The sequence below is a fragment of the Halopiger aswanensis genome (assembly GCF_003610195.1).
GTDB lineage: Archaea > Halobacteriota > Halobacteria > Halobacteriales > Natrialbaceae > Halopiger > Halopiger aswanensis.
On sequence record NZ_RAPO01000001.1, the window covers coordinates 558,123 to 580,445 of the forward strand.

Consider the following 22,323-nt stretch of genomic DNA (forward strand, 5'->3'; position numbering starts at 1 on the left):
GACATACTCGCCGACCTTTTAGGACCGGCGGCGTCGAACCGTCGCTCATGCTCCGGGCCGACCTCGAGGACCAGCTCCGCGACCGGTACGAGCGCGACGGCTACCTCTATCCGGGGTACGACTCGTTTTGCTTCGCGAACGTCCCCCACACCGTCGCGTCGATTCTGGGCGCGGAGACAGGACGGACGCTCCCCGACGAAGCGCTTCGGGGCGTCGAGACGGACGTCGAGAACGTCCTCGTCGTCCTGCTCGACGGCCTCGGACTCAACCGCTGGCGGAGCGAGCGGACCGACGTGCCGCTGCTCGAGCGCCTCACGGAACGCGGCACCGTCACGCCGCTGACCTCGGTCTACCCCTCCGAGACCGCGGCGGCGATGACGACCTACCACACCGGCGCACTGCCCGCCGACCACGGCGTGATCGGCTGGAACGTCCACGAGCCGACCGTCGGCACCTCGTTCCTGGCGCTCCCGTTCGTCGACAAGGCGGGTAATCCGCCCGCCGGCCTCGAGCCCGACGATGTCGCCGACGCCGACCCGTGGGTCGCGGCCCTCGAGAGCGAGGTCGACGTCCGCTACGTCACGGGCTACCCGGAACACGAGGCGCACGCGACGAACCACGAGTACGACGCGCTCGAGAATCTCGGCGAGACGCTCGAGGACGCCCTCGCGGCCGCCGCGTCGCCGTCGTACACGTTCGCGTACGTTCCCCACGTCGACGTCGCCGCCCACCAGCACGGGACGACGTCCGAGCAGTACCGCGAAACGCTCGCGCAAGCGTGTGCGCAACTCGAGGACGCGCTGGCAGCCGTCGACCTCGAGACGGCCGAGGAGACGCTGGTGCTCGTCACGGCCGACCACGGCCACGTCGACACCGACCTCGACCGGAACGTCGATCTGACCGCGTTCGACGTCCTCGAGGAGAGCCTCGAGCGCGGCCCGGACGGCGAGCCGATCCGCTACGCGGGGAGTCCGCGCAACGTTCACCTCCATCTACGGGAGGGAACCGTCGAGCGCGTGCGTGAAGAACTGAGTTCTCGGCTCGACGCCCGTATCTTCCGGCGCGAGACCGTCCTCGAGGAGGGGCTGTTCGGCGACTGCGAGCCGTCCGCGACGTTCGAGCGGCGGCTGGGCGACCTCGTCGTTTCCCACCGCGAGTTGGGCGTCTGGTACGGCGGCGACTACGAACCCGACGAACTCGAGTTGGTCGGGATGCACGGGGGGCTCAACCCCGATGAGATGCTCGTGCCGCTGGCGGCGTGTCGGCTGTCGGCGTTGCGGTCCTCGGCGTGAGGAGCCTACAGTTCCTCGCGGATCCGATCCGTCAGTTCCCGAGCCGTCTCGTCCTCGAGGGCGGTTCGGCGCAGACTGAGCGAGATGTCGTCGTCCTCGTACCGGGGCAGGAGGTGGACGTGCGCGTGCTCGACGCGGCCGACGATCGGCCCCGTGGAGTAGAAGACGCTGAACCCGTCGGGCTCGAGCGTCGCCTCCATCGCGGTCGAGACCTTGCGGACGGTCTCGAAGACGGCGGCGTTGGTTTCGGCGTCGGCGATGAGCAGGTCGGGCCGGTGGGCCGTCGGCACGACGAGCGTATGGCCGACGCAGGCCGGGTTCTCGTCGAAAAACGCGATCGTCCGCGCGTCCTCGTAGACGACGTGGGCGTCCTTCTCGCCCTCGATAACTCGACAGAACGGACACTCCTCGTCCATACGCGGTGCCCGCAGCGAGGGGAGTTAACGATTCCGCCGCTTGTCTCGGTCGTGTACGGCGACGCCGTCCGCGGAGCCACCACGGTTCCGAAAGCCCTCGCGGCGTTCGACTCCCGCGGCTCGCTGCGCGCTTCGGCCGGAGTCGCGGCCTCCAGTGCTTGCTTCGCCGGGGTTCGGCGAGCGCCACTCGCCCGTTCAGTCCGCCAGGACCGCGGTTGATCGATCGGCAGTACCCGTCACGGTCGGCGCGTCGCTGATCCCGTCGGACGAAACCTCGAGCGCGAACTGCGCCCGGGCCGAGAGATTGCAAAACCTAAATGCCAGGCCCTCCCACGGAAGGGTAATGAACGGCAACTCGTTCGGTCGCCTCTTTCAGGTGACCACGTTCGGCGAGAGCCACGGGGAGGCGATGGGCTGTACCGTCTCGGGCTGCCCCGCCGGCCTCGAGCTCTCCGAGGAGGACATTCAGGCAGATCTCGATCGCCGGAAGCCGGGCCAGTCGATGATCACGACCTCTCGGGGGGAACCCGACGACGTCTCGATCAAGTCGGGGATCCAGGACGGCTACACCACGGGCACGCCGATCGGGCTGGTCATCCAGAACAAGGACGCCCGCTCGGAGAAGTACGAGCCCTTCATCACCGCGCCCCGACCGAGCCACGGCGACTTCACCTACTCGGCGAAGTTCGGCACGCGCAACTGGGGCGGCGGCGGCCGCTCGTCGGCCCGCGAGACCGTCAACTGGGTCGCGGCCGGCGCGATCGCGAAGAAACTGCTCGAGCGCGAGGGGATCGAACTCAAGGCTCACGTCAACCAGATCGGCGACATCGAGGCGCCCGAGGTGAGCTTCGAGCAGATCAAAGAGCACAGCGAGGAGAACGACGTCCGCTGCGCTCACCCCGAAACCGCCGAGAAGATGCAGGAGCGAATCGAGGAGTATCAGGAGGAGGGCGACTCCATCGGCGGCTCGATCTACTTCGAGGCCCGTGGCGTCCCCGTCGGCCTCGGCGCGCCGCGGTTCGACTCGCTGTCGGCGCGACTCGGGCAGGCGATGATGGCCGTTCCGGCTACCACGGCCTTCGAGTTCGGCCTCGGCCGCGAGGCCCGCGAGTGGACCGGCAAGGAGCGCAACGACGACTGGGAGTTCGACGACGAGGGCAACCCGACGCCCGTCGAGAACGACCACGGCGGCATCCAGGGCGGCATCTCGAGCGGCGAGCCGATCTACGGCGAGGTGACGCTGCACGCGCCGACCTCGATCCCCAAGCCCCAGCAGACGGCCGACTGGGAGACCGGCGAACTCAAGGAGGAGCAGGTCATCGGCCGCCACGACCCGGTGCTGCCGCCCCGCGGCGTGCCGGTCGTCGAGGCGATGCTCGCCCTGACGCTCGTGGACTTCATGCTGCTGTCGGGCCGGATCAACCCCGACCGCGTCGACGACCAGCCCGGCGAGTACGATACGGACTACCACCCGAGTAACCCGCGAAACGAGTAGCGAAACCGCGGGACAGTTCCGACGGCTGCTCGAGGCGTCGAACGACGGCAACTCGTTCGAATACCTATATATTGGTCGGCAGTCACGTTCTGAGTAATGCCCTCCAGACGGACGCTTCTCGCCGCGACGGGCAGTGCCGTCGCGAGCGGAATCGCGGGTTGCCTCTCGAGAGGAGACGTGAAGTCGGCCGAGTTACTGCAGTTGAAAGCGATCAGCGTTCGGTGGCGTTACGGTGGGACTACCTACAGCGACCAGATTCTCGACCTGCGCCATCGAGAGGGAAACAGAATAACCGGCCGCGTCGCCGCGGAGTACGCCGGTGCTATCGATTCCCTCCCCGCAGTTACCGTTTCGGACGACCACCACGAACGGCTCGAGGCCGAGTTCGAGACCGTCCGGTACGTCCTCGGCCTCTGCGGAGACGACTTCGATCGCGACGGCGAGTACGGCTGCCGGAACACGGGGACCGCTCGAGCGGATTTCAACCGCGTCCAGTTCGGCGACCGGGCCGACGTCGTACTGCGCGACGATCGGTTCGACGTTCAGGAGGTGCACGAAGGGGACGACCGGGAGTGGTCCGTCGATATCGACGAGTTCGAGTGGCGGAAAGATCGCGCCGAGTAGCCGCCGGCGCCGGTTCGAACTCGAGATCGCAATCCCGGTCTCGGCGACCGCGACGGCGGGCCGAACTACTAACCCGTCCGCCGCCGTTGCTTCGGTATGCGGGATTTTCATATCCACTCGAACTACTCCGACGGGGACTTCCTCGGCGGGATGGTTCGCGCCGCCGAAGCCGCCGGCCTCGAGGGCGTCGGCTTCGCGGACCACTGCAACGTCGCGCCGCGGGACCACGTAGAGCGGATGCGCGGGCTCTACGGGTTCAATCTCGATCTGACCTACGAGCGACGGCGGGAGGCGATCGAGGGGCTGCGCGAGCGGCGTTCGATCGAGATCTACGACGCGGTCGAGATGGACTACGATCCCCGCGACGAGGACGCGATCGACGTGTTCCTCGCGGAAGCGGGCTTCGACTACGCGATCGGGAGCGTCCACGAGGTCGACGGAAAGAACGTCCAGGTCTCGTCGCACTTCACCGATCTCTCGGACGAAGCGTGCGACGCCGTCGTCGACGAGTACTTCGATCGGCTCGTCTCACTGATCGAGTCAGAGCTGTTCGACGTCGCCGCCCACATCGATCTCATCGAGCGCACGCGGCCGCTGCGCGGACGGGCGACGACCGACCACTACCGCCGCGTCGCCCGCGCGCTCGCCGACTCGCGGACGATCCCGGAGATCAACGCCGGCCGCGCGCTGACCGACGAAGAAATCGTCCACCCCGACGAGGAGTTCCTCGAGATCCTGCGCGAGCACGACGTCGCCGTCACGATCGGCACCGACTCCCACGCACCTGACGAGGTCGGCGACCGCGCCGAGTTCCTCGAGAACTTCTTCGCGCGTGAGGGACTCGAACCGGCGACGCCGCCCGCGCTTGAGTAGCGGGGGTCACCGGCACATTTGGTTTCGTGACGGTTCCGTTCGGAGCGAGAGATACTCGGCTGGTACCACGACATGATGGGTGCTAGCACATTTATCGGATGATGTTGTACGCCAACTTGTCGCATGGCAGAGTACGACCTCGAGACCGAGACGGGACGACGAGAGGCGTTGCGCCGGATGCTGACCATCCGGGCGTTCGACGAGGAGGCGGGGGATCGATTCGCAGACGGCGAGATACCGGGGTTCGTCCACCTCTATATCGGCGAGGAGGCGGTCGGCGTCGGCACCTGCGCGGCGCTGGATCCGGACGACTACATCGCGAGCACCCATCGGGGCCACGGCCACTGCATTTCGAAGGGGCTCGATCCGAAGTACATGATGGCCGAACTCTACGGCAAGGCCGAGGGCTACTGCAACGGCAAGGGCGGCTCGATGCACATCGCGGACGTCGACGCCGGGATGCTCGGCGCGAACGGGATCGTCGGCGCGGGGCCGCCGCTGGCGACCGGCGCGGCGCTGTCGATCGACTACGACGACCGCGATCAGGTCGCGGTCGGCTTCCTCGGCGACGGCGCCGTCGCGCAGGGCCAGACCCACGAGGCGATCAACCTGGCCGCCACGTGGGACCTGCCGGCGATCTTCGTCGTCGAGAACAACCAGTACGGCGAGGGGACGCCGGTCGAGAACCAGCACAACGTCGACAATCTGAGCGACACGGCCCAGGCCTACGACATCCCCGGACTGACCGTCGACGGGATGGACGTCACCGCGGTCGCGGAAGCCGTCGCCGAAGCGCGCTCGAGGGCGCGGGCCGGCGAGGGGCCGGCGATCGTGGAGGCGAAGACGTACCGCTACCGCGGCCACTACGAGGGCGACGAGGAGCCGTACCGCGACGACGAGGAGATCGAGCGCTGGAAGGACCGAGATCCGATCGACTCGTTCAAGGAACGGCTGATCGAGCGCGGCGAACTGACCGCCGACGAGTTCGACGAGATGCGGGCCGACGCCGAGGAAACCATCGAGGAGGCCGTCGAGTACGCCCAGAATGCCGACCAGCCGCAGCCGGCGGACGCTTACGAAGACATGTTCGCCGAAACGCCGCCGGAGATCGAACGATTTGCGGAGGCAGCCAGGACCAGAGCCGACGGCGGTCGCGACCGCCAGGGAGGTGAGCAGCCATGACCGCACACGCGGAACCCGAGCGCGAACTCGATCTCGAGACCGAGACGATGACCGTCCGGGAGGCCATCCGCCAGGGCCTCCGCGAAGAGCTCGAGCGCGACGAGGACGTCTACCTCATGGGCGAGGACGTCGGCCGGTTCGGCGGCGTGCTCGAGGTAACCGGCGGCCTGTGGGAGGAGTTCGGCGACGAACGGGTCCGCGACACGCCGATCAGCGAGGCGGGCTTCATGGGCGCCGCGACGGGCGCGGCGGCGACCGGGACCCGCCCCGTGGTTGAACTCATGTTCTCGGACTTCGCGGGCGTCGCGATGGAACAGATCATGAACCAGATGGCGAAGATGCGCTACATGTTCGGCGGGAAAGCCGAGATGCCGGTCACCGTCCGAACGACCGAGGGCGGCGGGATGGGCGCCGCCAGCCAGCACTCGGGGACGATCCACTCCTGGATTGCGCACTTCCCGGGGCTGAAGGCGGTCGCCCCCGGTACCGCCGCGAGCGCCAAGGGGCTGACGAAGGCCGCGATCCGCTCGAACGACCCGGTCTTCGTCTTCGAGAACAAGATGATCTACGAGCAGGAGGGCGAAGTGCCGGTCGACGACGAGTTTACCGTGCCGATCGGCGAAGCCGCCGTCGAGCGCGAGGGCGAGGACGTCACCGTCGTCGCGACCCAGCGGCTCGTCGGCGAGTCGCTCCAGACCGCCGAGAGCCTGGCCGGCGACGTGAGCGTCGAGGTGATCGACGCCCGCTCGCTGTACCCGCTCGACGTCGAGACGATCGCCGAGAGCGTCCGGAAGACCGGCCGCCTCATCGTCGCCGACGAGAGCCCGCTCTCGTACGGCACTCACGCCGAAATCGTCGCCCGCGTCCAGGAGGAGGCGTTCTTCAGCCTCGACGCGCCGATCCAGCGGATCGGCACGCCGGACACGCACATCCCGTTCAGCCCGCCCCTCGAGCAGGAAGTCCTGCCCTCGGGCGACGACGTCCGCGAGGCCATCGAGCGGGTGGCGTGATCGAATGGGGTCGGCCGTACCGAGCGTCGGCCTGATCGTCAACCCGGCCGCCGGCCGCGACGTCCGCCGCCTCACCGGCGGCGCGAGCGTCGTGGACAACCACGCGAAGCGGCGGGTCGCCGCGTGCGTCCTCGACGGGCTGACCGCGGTCGCGCACGACGACGACCGGGACCGAGACCGCACCCTCGAGGTGCGCGTCATGCCCGACCGCGCGGGGATCGCGGACCGCGCGATCGAGGACGCGGCGGACGCGGAGGGCCTCGAGGCGCGAACGCTCGAGATGCCGATCGAGGGGACGGCGGCCGACACCCGCCGCGCGGCGGCCCGGTTTCGCGACGCGGTCGACGCGGCGGTCGTCCTCGGCGGCGACGGGACGACGCGGGACGCCGCCGCCGAACTCGGGGACGTGCCGCTCGTGGCGGTGTCGACCGGAACGAACAACGTCGTCCCGTCGGCCGTGGACGGGACGATCGCCGGCGCCGCGGCGGCGCTGGTCGCGACCGGCGCGATTCCGGGAGACGAGGTGACGACGCGCCACGGCATCGTCGAAGCGCGGGCCGAGACGCCGATCGGCGAGCGCCGGCTGACGGGACTGGCCGCCGCGGAGGTGTCGGCCCAGTCGTTCGTCGGCACGCGCGCGCTCGTCGATCCCGCCGACCTCCGGGGCGGCGTCGTCTCGCGGGCCCACCCCGGCGACATCGGGCTGCCGGCCGTCGCGGGCGCGCTCGAGCCCGTCGCACCGGACGAGCCGGGCGGCGTCGCCGTCCGACTCGCCGATCCCGAAACTGCGCCCCGAACCGTCCGCGCGGTGCTGGCGCCCGGCGTCACGACGACCGTCGGCGTCGAATCGGTCGAGCGGCTCGAGCCCGGCGAACCGGTTCGGTTCGACGTTTCCGACGGCGTCGTCGGCGCGGACGGCGAGCGCGAACTCGAGGTGACGGACGCGACGGTCGACCTGCGCCCGACGGCTGCGGCGGCGGGGCCACGGCTCGTCGACGTGCGCGCGGCGCTCGAGGCCGGAACGCGAGTCGGGGCCTTCGCCGGGGATGGCAGGGTCGACTCGAGCGCCGCGAAAAAGAAGTGAGTCGACCGCGTCCGAGCGGTCGGCTCAGATCCGATCCCAGGACAGGTCCAGTTCCAGGTCCTCGCGGAGCAGTTGCGAGACGTGACAGCCCCGCTCGGCGAGGGTGACGATACGCTCGACGGTGTCGTCGTCCGCGTCGGACGCTATGTGAATCGTCGCCTCGATGCGCTCGACCGAGCCGGTCTCGGGGGTCGCGTCCGTCGTGACCGAGATCTCGCCGACCGACACGTCGCGCTTTTCGGCCTGAAACCGAGTACTCAGGGAGAGACACGAGGCCAGGCCGCCGAGGAAGACGTCGACCGGCGTCGGTCCGGTTTCGGTGCCGCCTTCCGCGGCGGGTTCGTCGTAGCTCCACTCGAACGACCCCGCCTCGATGCGGCCCCGCAGTTCGTCGGGATTCGTCGCCGTGACGGTCCGTCCGGGCATCTCCGTGTCGGCGGGAGCGTCGGTCGGATCGCTTGCGGTCCCCGCTCCCGTCCGGGTCGCCGCCCCGCGGTCGGCCGCGTCCCGAACCTCGTCCGGCAGCAGCGGCCACGGGTCTTCGACGTGCTCGACGAGCGTCTCGAGGAAGCGCGCGGCGTCGGCGCCGTCGACGACGCGGTGGTCGAACGAGAGGTCGAACGGGAGGTAGCGGCGCCACTCGAGGTCGGGGGCGTCGCCGTCGTCGCTGCTGCCGCCGGCGCGAACCGGCTGCTCCTCGATCGCGTCGACGCCGAGGATCGCGACCTGGGGCGGGTTGATGATCGGATCGAACGACTCGACGCCGAGGACGCCGAGGTTCGTCACCGTGAACGTCCCGCCCCGCAGGTCGTCCATCGTGTAGTCGCCGCCCGTCGCGCGCTCGACCAGCGTCCGGCGGTCGTCGGCGATCTCGGCCAGCGACTTCGAGCCGACGTCCGACAGCACCGGCGCGATGAGCCCCTGCTCGACGTCGACGGCGATGCCGACGTTGTGCTCCTCCCACAGCTCGTGGACGTCGTCCTCGAACGTCGCGTTGAACGCCGGGTGTTCCTCGAGCGTCGCCGAGACGGCCCGGAGGAGCACGTCTTGCACGGAGACGTCCGTCTCGAGGGAATCGTCGGCGGCCGCGGCGGCGGACAGCAGCGCCTCGGCGTCGGCCTCCCGGTGGACGGTGACGTGGACGGCCTCGCGGTAGCTCTCGCCGAGCCGCGAGGCGATGGTTCGGCGCATGCCGTCGAAGGGACGCTCTTCAGCGAGGGTGCGCGACGCGCCGCCACCAGCTTCGTCCGCCGCGGCAGCGGCGGCCTCGACGTCGGCCTCGGTGACGGCGCCCTGATAGCCCGTTCCCTCGACCGTCGCGAGGTCCACGCCGAGTTCCTCGGCCCGGCGACGGGCGCGGGGCGAGGCGTCGACGTCGGCGGCCGATGTCGCTCCCCCGGCGGTTTCGCCGTCGGCCGTCTCGGCGGCCCGCTCGACGTCGTTTTCGGTGATCGACCCCTGATACCCGGTTCCGTCGACGGTTGCGAGGTCCACGCCGAGTTCCTCGGCGCGCTCGCGTGCCCGCGGCGACGCCTTGATTTCGTTGCCCGCCTCGGTACCGCTGCGTCCGCCGGTAGCGTGTCCGGTACTCGCCCCAGCCCCGGCGCCGTTCGCCGTTGCTTCGGGCTCGGCGCCGCCTCCCGCGTCGGCCTCGGCGGCGTCGGCCTCGGCGGCGTCACCCTCGAGATCGGCTTTCGCCTCGGCCTCGAGGTCGCCGATGTCGGCCTCTGACGGGGCGACGATGCCGATGGGCGTCCCCGGCGGAACGCTCTCCCCCGCCGAGAGGTAGGTCCGTCTGAGGACGCCGTCTTCGCGGGCGTCGACCTCGCCGATGCTCTTTTCGGACTCGACTTCGGCGACGAGGTCGCCCTCCGAGACCGATGCTCCCTCGTCGACGTGCCACTCGAGTAGCTCTCCCGACTCCATCTCGAGCCCGAGCTTCGGCATCCTGACGATGTATCCCATGGGACAGGGTATCACAACCCGCGTGTAAAAGCTATCGTCGCCGATCTCGTTCGTAACCGCCGCACGCGAGTATGTTCGATGGGTTCCGATCGTAGGGAAGCGAACTCATGTTGACCCATAGACCTGTTTGAACACTATCAAAATTATTTATCATGGCGTTATTTTACACTACTGTCAATCCTTCACGAAAGATCCTTGGTAATCTATAGCAAAGGCTTTAGGTTCGGTACGGCAAAATCTGGGTACGGTTGGCCCACCGGCCACTGATTTACCTATGAGCGACGACGAACTCATCTGGCGAATCGCAGGCGGTTCCGGCGACGGGATCGACTCGACGAGCCAGAACTTCGCGAAGGCGCTGATGCGCTCGGGGCTCGACGTATTTACGCACCGTCACTATCCGTCGCGGATCCGTGGCGGCCACACCTACGTCGAAATCCGGGCCGCAGACCGAGAGGTACAGTCACGAGGGGACGGCTACAACTTCCTGCTCGCACTGGGTGACTCGTTCGCCCGGAACCCGCAGGAAGAGGCCTTCTACGGCAACGAGGAGCTCAAGCCGCTCTCGGAGAACCTGGACGACCTCCGCGAGGGTGGCGTCATCGTCTACGACGAGGGCCTCATCAGCGACGAGGACGTCGAGGAACTCAACCTCGAGGAGCGTGCCGAGGAGAACGGCTGGCACGTCTACCCGATCGACCTCCGCGGACTCGCCAAGGAGCACGGCCGCGAGGTCATGCGGAACACGGCTGGCGTCGGGATCACCGCCGCCTTGCTCGAGATGGATCTCGAGCACATCGAGGACCTGATGGAGGACGCCATGGGCGGCGACATCCTCGAGTCCAACCTCGAGATCCTCCACGAAGCCTACGAGATGGGGCAGGACCTCGAGTTCGAGCACGACCTGCGCATCCCCGAGGGCGAACACGAGAGCGAGCAGGCGCTGCTCTCGGGATCGAACGCGATCGCCTACGGTGCCATCGACGCCGGCTGTCGGTTCATCGCCGGCTACCCGATGACGCCGTGGACGGACGTGTTCACCATCCTCAGCCAGAACTTCCCCGACATGGGCGGGATCTCCGAACAGGTCGAGGACGAGATCGCCGCGGCGGCGCTCGCCGTGGGTGCGAGCCACGCCGGCGTCAAGGCCATGTCCGGCTCCTCCGGCGGCGGGTTCGCCCTGATGAGCGAACCGCTCGGTCTCGCCGAGATGACCGAGACGCCGCTGGTGCTGGTCGAAGCGATGCGCGCCGGTCCCTCGACCGGGATGCCGACCAAGCCCGAGCAGGGCGACCTGGAACACGTCCTGTACACGAGCCAGGGCGACTCCCAGCGCGTCGTCTTCGCGCCGGGCAACATCGAGGAAGCCTACGAGCAGACCCGGCTGGCGTTCGACATCGCGTGGGACTACCAGATTCCGGTCATGCTCATCTACGACCAGAAGCTCTCCGGCGAGAACACCAACGTCGACGTCGAGTTCTTCGACCGCGAACCCTCGCCGGATCTGGGTTCGACGCTGACCGAGGAAGAACTGAAGGAGGCCGCACACGACAACTCCGGGAAGTTCAAGCGCTTCGACTACGAGAACGCCGAGGACGGCGTCGCGCCGCGCTCCCTGCCCGGCCAGAAGGGCGGCCGTTACCTCGCCACGGGTAACGAACACAGCCCCGTCGGTCACATCAGCGAGGACCCGGACAACCGCGTCTACCAGATGGACCGCCGCCTCGAGAAGCTCGAGGCGATCCGCGAGGAACTCAACGAGGAACGCGAGTCCACCCAAACCTACTTCGGCGACGAGGACGCCGAGTACGGCATCATCACCTGGGGTTCCTCCCAGGGTGCCGTCGAGGAAGCCGTCGAACGCCTGAACAACAGCGGCTACTCCGTCAAGGGCCTGAGCGTCTCCGACATGATGCCGTTCCCGGAGCAGGAAGTAACCGAATTCCTCGAGAGCGTCGACGAGGCGATGGTCGTCGAGATGAACGCGACCGCGCAGTTCCGCGGGCTCCTCCAGAAGGAGCTCGGTCGCTTCGGCGAGAAGCTCACCAGCCTGCTCAAGTACAACGGCAACCCCTTCGAGCCCGCCGAGATCGTCGAGGGCTACGAGGTCAACATCGCCGAGGAGGACCGCGAACCGACCGCACAGGTACGAATCGAACCTGCTGCAGGTGACTAACAATGAGTGCATTCAACGCAATCGGTGAGGAGCGAGAGATCGACCGGGACGAGTTCACCCCCGGTGTCGAACCGCAGCCGACCTGGTGTCCGGGCTGTGGCGACTTCGGCGTGCTGAAGTCGCTGAAGCAGGCCCTCCCCGAGGCCGGCAAGACCCCCGAGGAGGTCCTGACCGTCACCGGGATCGGCTGTTCGGGCAAGCTAAACAGCTACCTAGACACCTACGGGTTCCACACGATCCACGGCCGTTCGCTGCCCGTGGCTCGCGCCGCGAAGCTGGCCAACCCCGACCTCGAGGTCATCGCCGCCGGCGGTGACGGTGACGGCTACGGGATCGGTGGCAACCACTTCATCCACACGGCCCGCGAGAACCACGATATGACCTATATCGTGTTCAACAACGAGATCTTCGGGCTGACGAAGGGCCAGACGTCGCCGACGAGTCCGAAGGGCCACAAGTCCAAGACCCAGCCCTCGGGCAGCGCGAAGACGCCGATCCGGCCGCTCTCGCAGTCGCTGACCGCCGGTGCGAGCTACATCGCCCGCACCGCCGCGGTCAACCCGAACCAGGCCAAGGAGATCATCAAGGAAGCCATCGAGCACGACGGCTTCGCCCACGTCGACTTCCTGACCCAGTGTCCGACCTGGAACAAGGACGCCCGACAGTACGTCCCCTACATCGACATCCAGGAGTCGGACGACTACGAGCACGACATCCACGACCGGCAGGAAGCCGCCGAGATGATGCGCGAGACCGAGGACGTCCTCAACGAGGGGACCGTCCTGACCGGTCGCTACTACGTCGACGAGGATCGCCCGTCCTACACCCAGGAGAAGCAGGCCGTCGGCGAGATGCCCGACGAGCCGCTGGCCGAGCGGTACTTCGACGACGACGCCGAGTGGGAGCGTAGCTACGACCTGCTCGACCGCCACAAGTAACGCCGCAACGGCGCCGGTCTCTTCCGAGACTCGAGGCCGCTGCGTGACGTTTTTCTCGCCGTAACTACACGAGCCGGCACGGACGACCACGTCTCTCCCCGGCACTGCTCGAGTCAGACCACTCCGCGAACCGGATACTACTAAATGATAGCGGAGTGAACGTTTCGGCGTGCCCCCTGGAAACTCGTCGGCATCGGGTCGGCGCCCGTGTCCCGACTGCGAAGCGACTGTGCCGGTCGACGCGAACTTCTGTCTCCACTGCGGGGCGGAACTGAGGAAGGTGGAGCCGGCGTACTGTTCGTCGTGTGGGGACGCCTTCGATCGCGACGACGAGTTCTGCTCGAACTGCGGGACGCCGCGGAACGGCGTCGAAAGTGACGCGACACGTTCATCCCGGCAGTCGAGACCACACTCGGACTCGAGCCGGCAGCGACGGGCACGCCGAGCGTTCGAGCGACGCATTCAGCGGCACCTCGACGCGGGGTGGGAGCTCCAGCACGATTACGGAGACCGTGTCGTCCTCGTCGATCGCGATATCGGGTCGATCCCCGTCCACGTCGTCCTACTGCTTACCACGGGCGGCGTCGGGAATCTCCTGTACGGCTGGTATCACTACTCGGAGCGTGCCGAGCAGCGCCACCTCTCCATCGACGACCAGCACGCGCCGCCCGTGAACGGTCCGGGTCGGGGACGCGATTCGCCGGCGGCTGCCTCCGAGCGGCTATCGACGGGGTCGGCGTACGTGACGGCGGCGATGTTCCTGTTCGTCGGCGCCGTGTTGTCGCTCGTGGCGCTTCTCAACGGTGCGATCGTCCCCGGGCTGATCGGGCTCGCATTCGCCGCCGTCGGCCTCTACGTTGCCCCGGCGTTCAGACGACGGTTCAAACGCCGCCACGGGAGCACCGATTTCGGACGGAAACGAACCGTGGATCACCGAGTCGTCGGGCCCGACGAAGCCAGCGAAGCCGACGCCGAACGCTGCGTCGTCTGCAACGAGCCGTTCGACGGCGGTCTCGTTCGCCGTCGCCGGGACGAGACGGTCGTCGCGGGATTTCCCGTCCGGACCCACGCGATGGAGCACAATTATTACTGCAGCGAGTGTGCCAGAACGGATCTCTTCGGACCCGGCTCCGATTCCCGCCTCACATCCGGGTCGGACGTCACATCGGACCTCGAGAGCGACGATTCCGGTGGCGCGGCGATCGACGAGGATGCGGGCGCAAATACGGAGACGGCGACAGATGCGGCTGCGGATATGATGACCGATGATCGCGAGTGAAACCGGACTCGAGCGAACACGTGCCGGGAAACCGACGCTGGAGGCCGTCGTCTCGAGCGACGCGGCGGACCGAGAAGCGCTCGGGCTCTGCACTAGGACTCGCGAGAGCCGACGCCGCGCGCGATCAGTTTCGTGACGTAGCTCAACACGAGTAGTGCAACGAGGAGCCCACCGAGCGCGACGGGCTGAAAGCCGTAGATGACCTCACGGATCGCGTACAGGACGACCAGCGTCCCCATCAGCAGCGCCGTTGCGCCGACCCATCGCGAGACGTAGGCCGGATCGACGCCGCTGGACTCGTCGTAGTCCGCGTGCAACTCGGCTCGGCCGCGGACCCCGATCAGGTAGCCGAGATAGAGGATCGCGACCCCGCAGACGAACCAGACGGCGCCACTGACGTAACTCGGATCGACCATTCGGAACGTGCCGACCTGCGAGCAGCGGGCGAATAAGTCCGGCGATTACGCGGCCAGCCGTCGTATCGAGGCCCTTTATCGCCGATCTCGAGTCGACTTCCGTTCGGAGAGCCGACGTTTTCGTATACAAAAGATATTTTTCCGCCGGAGCAAAAGAGACTACCATGAGTACCCAGGCTACGGAAGATCGCATCCTCGAGGTCCTCGAAGAGGATGCACAGGCCTCGTACGCCGAAATCGCCGATCGGGCGGGGGTGTCGAAGCCGACGGTCCGCAAGTACATCAACCAACTCGAAGAGGAGGGCGTCATCGTCGGCTACTCCGCCGACATCGATCCGAAGAAGCTCTCGAGCAAGACCATCGCGATGGTCGGGATCGACGTCTCGAGCGAACGCTACGTCGAGGCGACGAAGGCGTTGAAGGACCTAGACCAGATCGAAGCGCTGTACAGTTCCAGCGGCGACCACATGCTGATGGCCGAGGTGCGCGCCGAAGACGGCGACTCGCTGGGCGAGATCATCTCCGAGGACCTAATGGAGATCGAGGGCGTCACCGCCGCACATCCGTCGTTTTTGCAGGAACGACTGAAGTAAGCGATCGCGGTTTCGACGTCGACCGCTCGCGTTCGCCTCGCAATTCGGAGCGACGTACAACCGCCCGGATGCTCCTCGATCGCGACGCGTCACTGCCGGGCAACTGCGCGGCGCCGATCCAATCGGGCCCGCTCGGACGGCCGCTTTCTATCGCGACGAGCGTCGGATTCGACTAGCGTCGCTGCTCGAGTTCGACGAACGCGTCGATGTCCGCCGAGAGCCAGGTCGTGAGCCGTTCCGAATCGGGACACTCCCGGGGCGTGATCGTACACCGATCGGTGCGGTCCTCGTACCGGACGACGATGGACTCGAGGTCGATCGACTGCGATCGAGGCGGGTACCGAGCCGCCGTCTGCAGTCGCTGTCGGACGCTGTCGGATTCGTATGTGCTCGTTGAGTCCGTCATGGCTTTCGAAACGTCGACGTCGAAGACGCCGTACATCGACCCACACCAGAAGCCTACAAAGCCGCTGCTAATTGTAGTATTGAGAGCTACTGCTCACTGCCGTCGCGTCCGTACGGGCTGTGAGTCGACACGCGCCCTACACGCGCCTCTCGTCGCCGGATTTGGGAGGGCCGCGGTCGATCCAGTCCCGACGGCCGGCGGACGCAGTTCGCGTTCGTGAATCTATAGTCGGCTACGGTCCCGAACGTAGACGACACGAATCCTACTAGATGGCTTTACGGTGGTTAGCCCGCGAGCACCGCATACCGTGTCCCCGACACCGACTACCGACTGCGACCGCGCTCCCGATCCCGATTCCGATCGCGACCGTGGTCGCGGAGCGACCGAGTCGCCCGGGACGCTCGAGGCACCGGCGGTCCCCGAAGTACGCGAGCCGCTCACGACGGCGCGCGAGGTCCTCGAGCGAGAAGACCGACAGCTGACCGTCGAACAACGCGCGTTCGAGCGGTTCCAGCGGCGCGTGGCAGCCCTCGATCCGGTAGCGCCGCAAGCGACCGTCGCCGGTGCAGGGGTCGGGTCCGGAATCGGCACCGGAACCGCCGGTGCCGGCGGCGTCGGAACCGGAACGACGAGCACTGCGATGCACGGTCGCCCGTCCGAGGGACTCTCGCAGGTCCGGGCGGCGTACGTCGAGACGGTGATGAGCGTCCCCCACTACGACGACCTGTACGACGACACCTGGCTCGAGAGCATCGCCGAGGAGTTCAGCGAGGAGCAGGCGGCGGCCCTCGAACAGCACACGCAGCTACACCCGCAGTTGCAGCAGTCGCTCGTGACCGCGGCGGAACAGGCCGTCACCAATCGGACGCAACTCCTCGAGCACGTCGAAACCGAACGCGAGGCCGTCGCTGCTGCCGATCAGGAACTGTGCGACATTCGCGACGAGTTACAGTCGCTGCTCGCGCAGCCGCTGGCGCAACTGGAGTTCAACGCGCTCCGGCTGACGCGGAATCGCCTGGAAACCCTTCGCGAGCGATGTGACGTCCTCGCAACTGAGCGCCAGACCGTGTTGCAACGGCGGCGTCAGGAGTTCGTGATCGGCAATGCGGGGACGCTCGAGGACTACTTCTACGGTGACTGCGAGCACACGTATCCGATTCTGGCCGCGGTCGCCGATCTCGGAACGAGCATCGAACGCGGGGCCGCTGCCGTCGATCGGTCGCTCGAGCAGTTGCTCGAGCGCGAATCGAAGGCACATCCGTTCGGTCGGGCAGAATCGTAGCGGGTCGAGTCTGGTGGGGACGCAGTCGGCAGACGCGCGGGCTACCGTCGCGTCAGCGGGGAATACAGTCGCAATCGTTACTCGTGGCCGGGAGCACCAGCACCAGCACCAGCACCGGCGCCGGCGCTCGCGTGCGCCTCGAGAAGGGCGCTGCTGATCGCTCGTTTTCGGTGGCTGAGTTGGAGGTGCGTGAACACGCTGTCTCTGGTGTCGTCGGTGTAGCCACACAGCGGACAGGCGTGGGTCCCCTCGAACGACTCGCGCTGTGCGACGGGGGCGGACCGGGCGTCACGCGGGCCCTCGTCGGGTGCGTCCTCTCGGTCAGCGGTCGTCTCGGAACTGTGGACCGGCGCGGAGATGGAGTCGGGAGCCATTCGAGTGGAGCCACGACGACTCACCACAAGTCAGTTGCTAGGAGCGCTACGAGTCGCCAAGTCCCGCTCGTACCGATACGTATCCCTCAATCGAACTCCGTGGCGCTCCGTCCCGGTTCGTAGTCGGCGCGACGCCCGTACTCGAGTACGGCCCGCCACGTACACCTCATATAAATTTTATTTTTAAACGCGGTCGTGAACCGCGGTATGTATCGACGATCCCCCAGTGCGTTTCGGTGCCCGAACCGACGACGGCGCGGTTCTGCCTCCGTTGCCGATCGACCGTCGACCGATCGGGGCGCGGGACGATGACGGGCGACGAGTACGGCCTCGCCGACGTCGGGGACCGGGTGCTCCTCGGCCGGCTCGAGGAACCGCGGACCGAGCAGGAAGCGGCGCTCGCAGTCGTCGGCGACCCTCATATCGCGACCCGGTCGCAGGGGACCTACCGCGTCTTCCACCGGACCGAACAGCGGCTCCGGGCCGTCATCGACGACGTCAACGAGCGCGCGGTCGACCTCGTGCTCTTCCCCGGCGACCTCACGAAGGACGGCGAACCCTGGAACTACGACCGCGTCGACGCCCTGCTCGAGGAACTCGAGCGGCCGTTCCTCGCGACGCCGGGGAACCACGACCTCCAGAAGTGCGACGACGACCACCGCTGTCCGTCGGCGACGGCGTTCGCGAACCGGTACGACTGCGAGTCGTTCCCGTTCCACCGCGAGGTCGGCGGGATCGACCTCTTCGTGCTCAACAGCGCCGCCGGCCCGGACGGCCCGTACGCCGAAACCCACCGCGGGCGCATCTCCTCGGCCCAACTCGAGTGGCTCGACGACCGACTCGCGGACGCGTCGGTGCCGATCGTCACCTGCCACCACAATCCGCTCCCGGTCGTGACAGACCCCCTCTGTCGGACGAACCCCTGGCGCGCGTTCACGATGCGCGAGCGGAGTCGCACTCGATCGATCCTCGAGCGCCACGGCGTCTCGCTCGTCGTCACCGGCCACCACCACCTGCCGTCGCTGGTCAAACGCAACGGGCTGCGACAGCTCATCGCGCCGGCGATCGCGTCGTTCCCGCAGGCGTACTGCCTTCTCGAGATCGACGAGACGGGGACGAACGTTTGGTTGGTCTCGCACGCGACGGAGACCGGCCGGGCGGAGGCGTACGACCTGGCCGCAGACGGACCGCCGTTCTGGCGGGCGGTCCTCGGGATCACCGAGAACACGCTGACGGACCTGCCGCTGCTCTACGAGCCGACGCAGTTGGACGACGCCGCGCTGGCCGACTGACGTCGGCGAAGGGCGAGTCCGCGACGCCGATCACAGCCAGAAACGCGCCACTTCAGACGTGCCACCCTGTTTTCGGCGCGGCGAGCCACTCGCCGTGCAAAAGCAGTCCTGTTCGCACCGTCTTCCGCTCAGTCGGCGATCTGCGATTCGGTCGTCGCGTGGGCGATATTAACGCCGATCGCCGCAGTCCGGCGGATATGCTGGAGGAACCGTCCGTAGAGGTACGCGTTCGGATCGCCGCGATCGTACAGTTGCCGATCGAGTTCGGCGACGGTCTCGGAGACGGCGGCACTCGTCTCGAGCGCACGGTCCGTCTCGCCGGACAGCGCACGCTCGACGACGGTTCGCGCGTCGGTGCCGACCGTCTCGAGCCGGTCCCCGAACGCCGCGTCCGGCGGGCCGGACTGGCGCGTAGCGACCGTCGCGATCCCTTCGGCGTGGTCCGCGATCCGCTCGAGTTGGCGGGCGATCCGGTAGTTGCGAAACGCGGCGGTCCGGTCCGTTCCGAGGCGATTGATCTCGTGGACGTCCTCGAGGCCGCGGTGGAAGCCGCGAGCGACGAACGCGAACAGCCGGTCGACGTCGTCGTCGCGATCGATCACCTGTTCGGCGAGGTCCGCGTCGCCCTCGATAACGGCCGTAATCGCGTCCGCGTGCATCTCGAGGGCGAGTTGTCGGGCCTGGGCGATCGTCTGCGGAAGCGAGACGTCACTGACGTCGAGCAGGTTCGTCGCGGTCAGCCGCTCGGCCGTCGCGTCGGCGATCTCGATCCCGATGAGGCGGCCGATTAGCCGCTCGAGGTCGCGGCGCGTGCGGTTCTCGAGGGCGTCGACGTTGGCGACCGACAGGCGGTCGACGCCGGCCAAGTAGGCGGCGCGGGTTCGGCGCAGTACCGTCTCGTCGTCGATCGCAGCCGCGTCGATCGTGACGGATCGATTCCCGTCGGCGACGCTGTTCGGGGCGGCGATCAGCCGGTCCTCGTGGGGGTAGAGGTACATCGACATGCCGGCCTCGAGCCCCTGGTCGGTCGCCCACTCCTTGGGGAGCGAGACGACGAACGTCGAGTTGCCCGCCAGCTGTACCGTCCGTTCGACGGGATCCCAGCCGTCCGGCGGCGATCGGTTCTCGGCCATATCAGTAGATCAACTCGGCGTCGTTGTCGACCATATGCAGTACTCGTGCCGCGATGTTCACGGCGTGGTCGCCGATCCGTTCCAGGTCGCGGATCGTCAGCAGCATTCGCGAGACGTCGTCGAACAGCGCGTCGTCGGCGATTTCCGTCTCGAGGAGGTCCTGGACGACGATCTCGCTGGCGTGCTCGCAGCGGTCGTCGATCTCGTCGTCCATCGCTGCGATCTCGCGCGTCGTCGACGCGTCGTCCGCGGCGTAGGCGTCCATGGCTACCGACACCATCTCGAGGGTCCGCTCGCCGATGGCGGTGATATCGATGTGCGGGTAGCGGTCGCGCGCAGCCTGCTTGGCGTACTCGGCCAGATTCACCGCGAGGTCGGCGATTCGCTCGAGGTCGGTGATGATCTTGAACGACGCGGCGATAAAGCGCAGATCGCCGGCCACCGGCTGCTGGAGGGCGAGCAGTTCGATGCAGTCGCCCTCGATATCGAGGTACAGTTCGTTGATCTCGTGGTCGCCCTCGATGACGCGGTCGGCGAGGGTCTCGTCCGTGTCCTCGAGGGCCGTCAGTGCCGCCTCGAGGCGGTCGCAGACGAGGTCGCTCATCGACCGGACGTCCGTGCGAAGTTGCTCGAGTTGCCGTTGGTATTCGTTTCGTGACATGGATGGGGGTCGAAGGTGGCGGTGACGCTAGACTCGTTGCGTCAGGCGCGTTCGGAGCGGTTCCGCATGATGATCGCCGTCGCGTTCATCCCGATCAGGACGATCAGCAGCGTGACGACGCCGGCCGCGACGACGCCGTACCGGAACTCCTCCTGTGGGAAGCTCGACCAGGCGAAGATCTGCATCGGCATCGCGGCGGCGCTGCCCCAGATGCCCTGCGGGGGACTGAACGTGATCGTCGGGGCACCGATCATGATCAGCGGGGCCGTTTCGCCGATGGCGCGTCCGAGCGAGAGGATAGTTCCCGTCAGGATCCCGGATAGCGACTCGGGGAGCACGACGTTTTTCGTCGTCTGCCACCGCGTCGCGCCCATCGCGTAGGACCCCTGCCGGACCGTACTCGGGACCGATCGAATCGCCTCCTGTGCCGAAATGATCGTCACGGGGAGGATCAACAGCGACAGCGTCGCCGCGCCGGTGATGACGGTGCCGAACCCGAGCCCGAGCAGTTGGGCGAACAACCCGAGCCCGAGCATCCCGTAGACCACCGACGGGACGGCCGCGAGATTCGCGATGTTGATCTGGATGATCCGGGTGATCGTCCCGAGCACCCCCTCGTTCGGCGCGTACTCCTCGAGGAAGACGGCGGTGCCGACGCCGAAAACGAACGAGAAGACCGCGACGAGCGCGAGGAGGAAGACCGAGCCGACGATCGCCGGATAGAGGCCGGCCCGCGAGGGATCTCTCGAGGCCGGACTGGTCACGTAGGAGACGTCGAGCCACGGATCGGGCGCCGGGATGCCGACGGTCTCGACGATGAACGCACCGAGGAGCACGCCCGCAGCGAGCAGGACCGGCAATACCAGTCCGAGCTGTCCCTCACTCTCGAGCGCTTGTCGGATGTACGCGCCGACGGGCACGACGATCATCAACAGGACCAGCACCGCGTTCGCCTGCGAGAGTCCGACCGTGCCCGCGACGAAGCTCCCGCCGACCGGCAGCGCGAACGTGAGCGCGCCGACGAGCAGCGCCCGATTGGCCTCGCTGGTCCGGCGATACTCCAGCCCGGCGATACCGGCAGCAACGGGGACGACGAACGTCCAACTGTAGATCAACCACGTCGTCGGATACACCGTGATCGTTCCGTCGGCCACGATCGCCGCACCGCTGCCGACGAGTGCGACCGGGGCTGCGAGTATCGTCAGGGGTCGCGTCTCGGTGACCTGCCCGTAGGCGAACAGGACCGCTGCCGGCAGGAATCCGGCGGTGTAGACCAGGAACCAGAGCCGCTGATCGACGGCGATAAAGAGGAGGATCAGCGCCAGCCCAAGAGCCGTCCCGATCAGGAATCGGCCGACCAGTCCGAAGCCGACTCTGCCCACCGGCTCGCGACTTCCGGCGAAGACGACGTAGGCCGTCACCGGCGTAACGACGACGAACAGGTACGCGAGCTGCCAGGTGAGCCGCGGAATCGGTCGGACGAGCGCTTCGAACGCCTGAAAGACGACGGCCGTACCGACCAGTCCGCCGCCGAGCGCGAGGACGATCCTGCGCGTCAGGTCGGCGTCGTTCGCGCTGTAGAGGCAGAATCCGATCAGCGGGAGCACCAGCGTCGCGAAGTAGGTCAACAGCCACTCGGGGCTCGCGTTGGCGAGGTCGAAGGCGTCGATGGCGACGTAGATCAGCAACACCGCGAGCGCGGCGATCCCGGTCAGTGAGGCGCCGAACGAAAGCGCCTCGAAGACGACTCCCTTGAGCCGGCTGACCTGTCCGAACCCGTGGTCCGCACCGGCACCGTGCTCCGCCGGGGGTTGTGGTTGTTCGGCCGCCAT

Annotated in this window: 21 protein-coding genes; 13 read left to right on the forward strand and 8 right to left on the reverse strand. The window is 67.5% G+C overall.

Going from position 1 to position 22,323, the window contains the following annotated elements; genetic code table 11:
- Positions 1–47: 47 nt before the first annotated feature.
- A complete protein-coding gene (locus ATJ93_RS02710) occupies positions 48–1,292 on the forward strand; it encodes an alkaline phosphatase family protein (RefSeq protein ID WP_120243090.1) in 1,245 nt (414 codons plus the stop codon).
- 5 nt (positions 1,293–1,297) lie between these two features.
- Here the strand turns inward: ATJ93_RS02710 and ATJ93_RS02715 are convergent, their stop codons facing one another.
- A complete protein-coding gene (locus ATJ93_RS02715; RefSeq protein ID WP_120243091.1) occupies positions 1,298–1,708 on the reverse strand; it encodes an HIT family protein in 411 nt (136 codons plus the stop codon).
- A 343-nt stretch (positions 1,709–2,051) separates the two neighbouring features.
- On the opposite strand from ATJ93_RS02715, the gene aroC reads away from it, so the two are divergent.
- The 6 genes from aroC (at position 2,052) to ATJ93_RS02745 (ending at position 7,976) form a co-directional block, all read left to right on the forward strand.
- Positions 2,052–3,203 carry a chorismate synthase gene (gene aroC, locus ATJ93_RS02720; protein ID WP_120243092.1) on the forward strand — a complete coding sequence of 384 codons (1,152 nt, stop codon included), beginning with the start codon at positions 2,052–2,054 and terminating at the stop codon, positions 3,201–3,203.
- Between the two features lie 96 nt (positions 3,204–3,299).
- Complete coding sequence (locus ATJ93_RS02725) at positions 3,300–3,827, forward strand: hypothetical protein (RefSeq protein ID WP_147376615.1); 528 nt, start codon at positions 3,300–3,302, stop codon at positions 3,825–3,827.
- A gap of 96 nt (positions 3,828–3,923) precedes the next feature.
- The gene (locus tag ATJ93_RS02730; RefSeq protein WP_120243094.1) at positions 3,924–4,700 is read left to right on the forward strand and encodes a PHP domain-containing protein; all 777 of its coding nucleotides are present in this window, start codon (positions 3,924–3,926) and stop codon (positions 4,698–4,700) included.
- Between the two features lie 123 nt (positions 4,701–4,823).
- Positions 4,824–5,882 (forward strand): thiamine pyrophosphate-dependent dehydrogenase E1 component subunit alpha, encoded by a 1,059-nt coding sequence (locus tag ATJ93_RS02735; RefSeq protein WP_120243095.1) that lies wholly within the window; start codon positions 4,824–4,826, stop codon positions 5,880–5,882.
- On the forward strand, positions 5,879–6,892 hold the full coding sequence (locus ATJ93_RS02740; protein ID WP_120243096.1) for an alpha-ketoacid dehydrogenase subunit beta: 1,014 nt from the start codon (positions 5,879–5,881) through the stop codon (positions 6,890–6,892). The genes ATJ93_RS02735 and ATJ93_RS02740 overlap by 4 nt, the downstream gene beginning before the upstream one ends.
- Before the next feature lie 4 nt (positions 6,893–6,896).
- The gene (locus ATJ93_RS02745) at positions 6,897–7,976 is read left to right on the forward strand and encodes an NAD(+)/NADH kinase (RefSeq protein ID WP_120243097.1); all 1,080 of its coding nucleotides are present in this window, start codon (positions 6,897–6,899) and stop codon (positions 7,974–7,976) included.
- A 24-nt stretch (positions 7,977–8,000) separates the two neighbouring features.
- Here ATJ93_RS02745 and ATJ93_RS02750 read toward each other — a convergent pair whose 3' ends face one another.
- The gene (locus ATJ93_RS02750; RefSeq protein ID WP_120243098.1) at positions 8,001–9,941 is read right to left on the reverse strand and encodes a 2-oxo acid dehydrogenase subunit E2; all 1,941 of its coding nucleotides are present in this window, start codon (positions 9,939–9,941) and stop codon (positions 8,001–8,003) included.
- Positions 9,942–10,215: 274 nt separating this feature from the next.
- Here ATJ93_RS02750 and ATJ93_RS02755 point away from each other — a divergent pair, with 274 nt between their 5' ends.
- The 3 genes from ATJ93_RS02755 (at position 10,216) to ATJ93_RS02765 (ending at position 14,334) form a co-directional block, all read left to right on the forward strand.
- Positions 10,216–12,117 (forward strand): 2-oxoacid:acceptor oxidoreductase subunit alpha, encoded by a 1,902-nt coding sequence (locus tag ATJ93_RS02755; RefSeq protein ID WP_120243099.1) that lies wholly within the window; start codon positions 10,216–10,218, stop codon positions 12,115–12,117.
- 2 nt (positions 12,118–12,119) lie between these two features.
- Positions 12,120–13,055, forward strand: coding sequence for a thiamine pyrophosphate-dependent enzyme (locus tag ATJ93_RS02760; RefSeq protein ID WP_013880327.1), 936 nt, complete (start codon positions 12,120–12,122; stop codon positions 13,053–13,055).
- Positions 13,056–13,224: 169 nt separating this feature from the next.
- A complete protein-coding gene (locus tag ATJ93_RS02765) occupies positions 13,225–14,334 on the forward strand; it encodes a double zinc ribbon domain-containing protein (protein WP_120243100.1) in 1,110 nt (369 codons plus the stop codon).
- A 92-nt stretch (positions 14,335–14,426) separates the two neighbouring features.
- Here the strand turns inward: ATJ93_RS02765 and ATJ93_RS02770 are convergent, their stop codons facing one another.
- A complete protein-coding gene (locus tag ATJ93_RS02770; RefSeq protein WP_120243101.1) occupies positions 14,427–14,750 on the reverse strand; it encodes a hypothetical protein in 324 nt (107 codons plus the stop codon).
- Positions 14,751–14,914: 164 nt separating this feature from the next.
- Here ATJ93_RS02770 and lrpA1 point away from each other — a divergent pair, with 164 nt between their 5' ends.
- Complete coding sequence (gene lrpA1, locus ATJ93_RS02775; protein WP_120243102.1) at positions 14,915–15,343, forward strand: HTH-type transcriptional regulator LrpA1; 429 nt, start codon at positions 14,915–14,917, stop codon at positions 15,341–15,343.
- Positions 15,344–15,515: 172 nt separating this feature from the next.
- On the opposite strand, the gene ATJ93_RS02780 is transcribed toward lrpA1, so the two are convergent.
- Positions 15,516–15,749 (reverse strand): DUF7511 domain-containing protein, encoded by a 234-nt coding sequence (locus tag ATJ93_RS02780; protein ID WP_120243900.1) that lies wholly within the window; start codon positions 15,747–15,749, stop codon positions 15,516–15,518.
- 307 nt (positions 15,750–16,056) lie between these two features.
- Between ATJ93_RS02780 and ATJ93_RS02785 the strand changes: the two genes are divergently transcribed.
- Entirely contained in the window at positions 16,057–17,031 is a 975-nt protein-coding gene (locus ATJ93_RS02785; protein ID WP_211334016.1) for a DUF7260 family protein, read from the forward strand.
- Positions 17,032–17,108: 77 nt separating this feature from the next.
- On the opposite strand, the gene ATJ93_RS02790 is transcribed toward ATJ93_RS02785, so the two are convergent.
- The gene (locus ATJ93_RS02790; protein ID WP_120243103.1) at positions 17,109–17,405 is read right to left on the reverse strand and encodes a hypothetical protein; all 297 of its coding nucleotides are present in this window, start codon (positions 17,403–17,405) and stop codon (positions 17,109–17,111) included.
- A 308-nt stretch (positions 17,406–17,713) separates the two neighbouring features.
- On the opposite strand from ATJ93_RS02790, the gene ATJ93_RS02795 reads away from it, so the two are divergent.
- Positions 17,714–18,697 (forward strand): metallophosphoesterase family protein, encoded by a 984-nt coding sequence (locus ATJ93_RS02795; protein WP_120243901.1) that lies wholly within the window; start codon positions 17,714–17,716, stop codon positions 18,695–18,697.
- Positions 18,698–18,825: 128 nt separating this feature from the next.
- Here the strand turns inward: ATJ93_RS02795 and ATJ93_RS02800 are convergent, their stop codons facing one another.
- The 3 genes from ATJ93_RS02800 to pstA are packed head-to-tail and all read right to left on the reverse strand — an operon-like array spanning position 18,826 to position 22,323.
- A complete protein-coding gene (locus ATJ93_RS02800) occupies positions 18,826–19,830 on the reverse strand; it encodes a phosphate signaling complex PhoU family protein (protein WP_120243104.1) in 1,005 nt (334 codons plus the stop codon).
- A gap of 1 nt (position 19,831) precedes the next feature.
- Positions 19,832–20,491: a phosphate signaling complex protein PhoU gene (gene phoU, locus ATJ93_RS02805; RefSeq protein WP_120243105.1), complete on the reverse strand. Its 660-nt coding sequence runs from the start codon at positions 20,489–20,491 to the stop codon at positions 19,832–19,834.
- A 41-nt stretch (positions 20,492–20,532) separates the two neighbouring features.
- Positions 20,533–22,323 (reverse strand): phosphate ABC transporter permease PstA, encoded by a 1,791-nt coding sequence (gene pstA, locus ATJ93_RS02810; RefSeq protein ID WP_120243106.1) that lies wholly within the window; start codon positions 22,321–22,323, stop codon positions 20,533–20,535.

Excerpts from the sequence above, each read along its gene's own strand:
- ATJ93_RS02710 (WP_120243090.1), top strand. The coding sequence starts at position 48 with ATGCTCCGGGCCGACCTCGAGGACCAGCTCCGCGACCGGTACGAGCGC.
- ATJ93_RS02715 (WP_120243091.1), bottom strand. The coding sequence starts at position 1,708 with ATGGACGAGGAGTGTCCGTTCTGTCGAGTTATCGAGGGCGAGAAGGAC.
- aroC (WP_120243092.1), top strand. The coding sequence starts at position 2,052 with ATGAACGGCAACTCGTTCGGTCGCCTCTTTCAGGTGACCACGTTCGGC.
- ATJ93_RS02725 (WP_147376615.1), top strand. The coding sequence starts at position 3,300 with ATGCCCTCCAGACGGACGCTTCTCGCCGCGACGGGCAGTGCCGTCGCG.
- ATJ93_RS02730 (WP_120243094.1), top strand. The coding sequence starts at position 3,924 with ATGCGGGATTTTCATATCCACTCGAACTACTCCGACGGGGACTTCCTC.
- ATJ93_RS02735 (WP_120243095.1), top strand. The coding sequence starts at position 4,824 with ATGGCAGAGTACGACCTCGAGACCGAGACGGGACGACGAGAGGCGTTG.
- ATJ93_RS02740 (WP_120243096.1), top strand. The coding sequence starts at position 5,879 with ATGACCGCACACGCGGAACCCGAGCGCGAACTCGATCTCGAGACCGAG.
- ATJ93_RS02745 (WP_120243097.1), top strand. The coding sequence starts at position 6,897 with ATGGGGTCGGCCGTACCGAGCGTCGGCCTGATCGTCAACCCGGCCGCC.
- ATJ93_RS02750 (WP_120243098.1), bottom strand. The coding sequence starts at position 9,941 with ATGGGATACATCGTCAGGATGCCGAAGCTCGGGCTCGAGATGGAGTCG.
- ATJ93_RS02755 (WP_120243099.1), top strand. The coding sequence starts at position 10,216 with ATGAGCGACGACGAACTCATCTGGCGAATCGCAGGCGGTTCCGGCGAC.
- ATJ93_RS02760 (WP_013880327.1), top strand. The coding sequence starts at position 12,120 with ATGAGTGCATTCAACGCAATCGGTGAGGAGCGAGAGATCGACCGGGAC.
- ATJ93_RS02770 (WP_120243101.1), bottom strand. The coding sequence starts at position 14,750 with ATGGTCGATCCGAGTTACGTCAGTGGCGCCGTCTGGTTCGTCTGCGGG.
- lrpA1 (WP_120243102.1), top strand. The coding sequence starts at position 14,915 with ATGAGTACCCAGGCTACGGAAGATCGCATCCTCGAGGTCCTCGAAGAG.
- ATJ93_RS02780 (WP_120243900.1), bottom strand. The coding sequence starts at position 15,749 with ATGACGGACTCAACGAGCACATACGAATCCGACAGCGTCCGACAGCGA.
- ATJ93_RS02790 (WP_120243103.1), bottom strand. The coding sequence starts at position 17,405 with ATGGCTCCCGACTCCATCTCCGCGCCGGTCCACAGTTCCGAGACGACC.
- ATJ93_RS02795 (WP_120243901.1), top strand. The coding sequence starts at position 17,714 with ATGACGGGCGACGAGTACGGCCTCGCCGACGTCGGGGACCGGGTGCTC.
- ATJ93_RS02800 (WP_120243104.1), bottom strand. The coding sequence starts at position 19,830 with ATGGCCGAGAACCGATCGCCGCCGGACGGCTGGGATCCCGTCGAACGG.
- phoU (WP_120243105.1), bottom strand. The coding sequence starts at position 20,491 with ATGTCACGAAACGAATACCAACGGCAACTCGAGCAACTTCGCACGGAC.
- pstA (WP_120243106.1), bottom strand. The coding sequence starts at position 22,323 with ATGGCGGCCGAACAACCACAACCCCCGGCGGAGCACGGTGCCGGTGCG.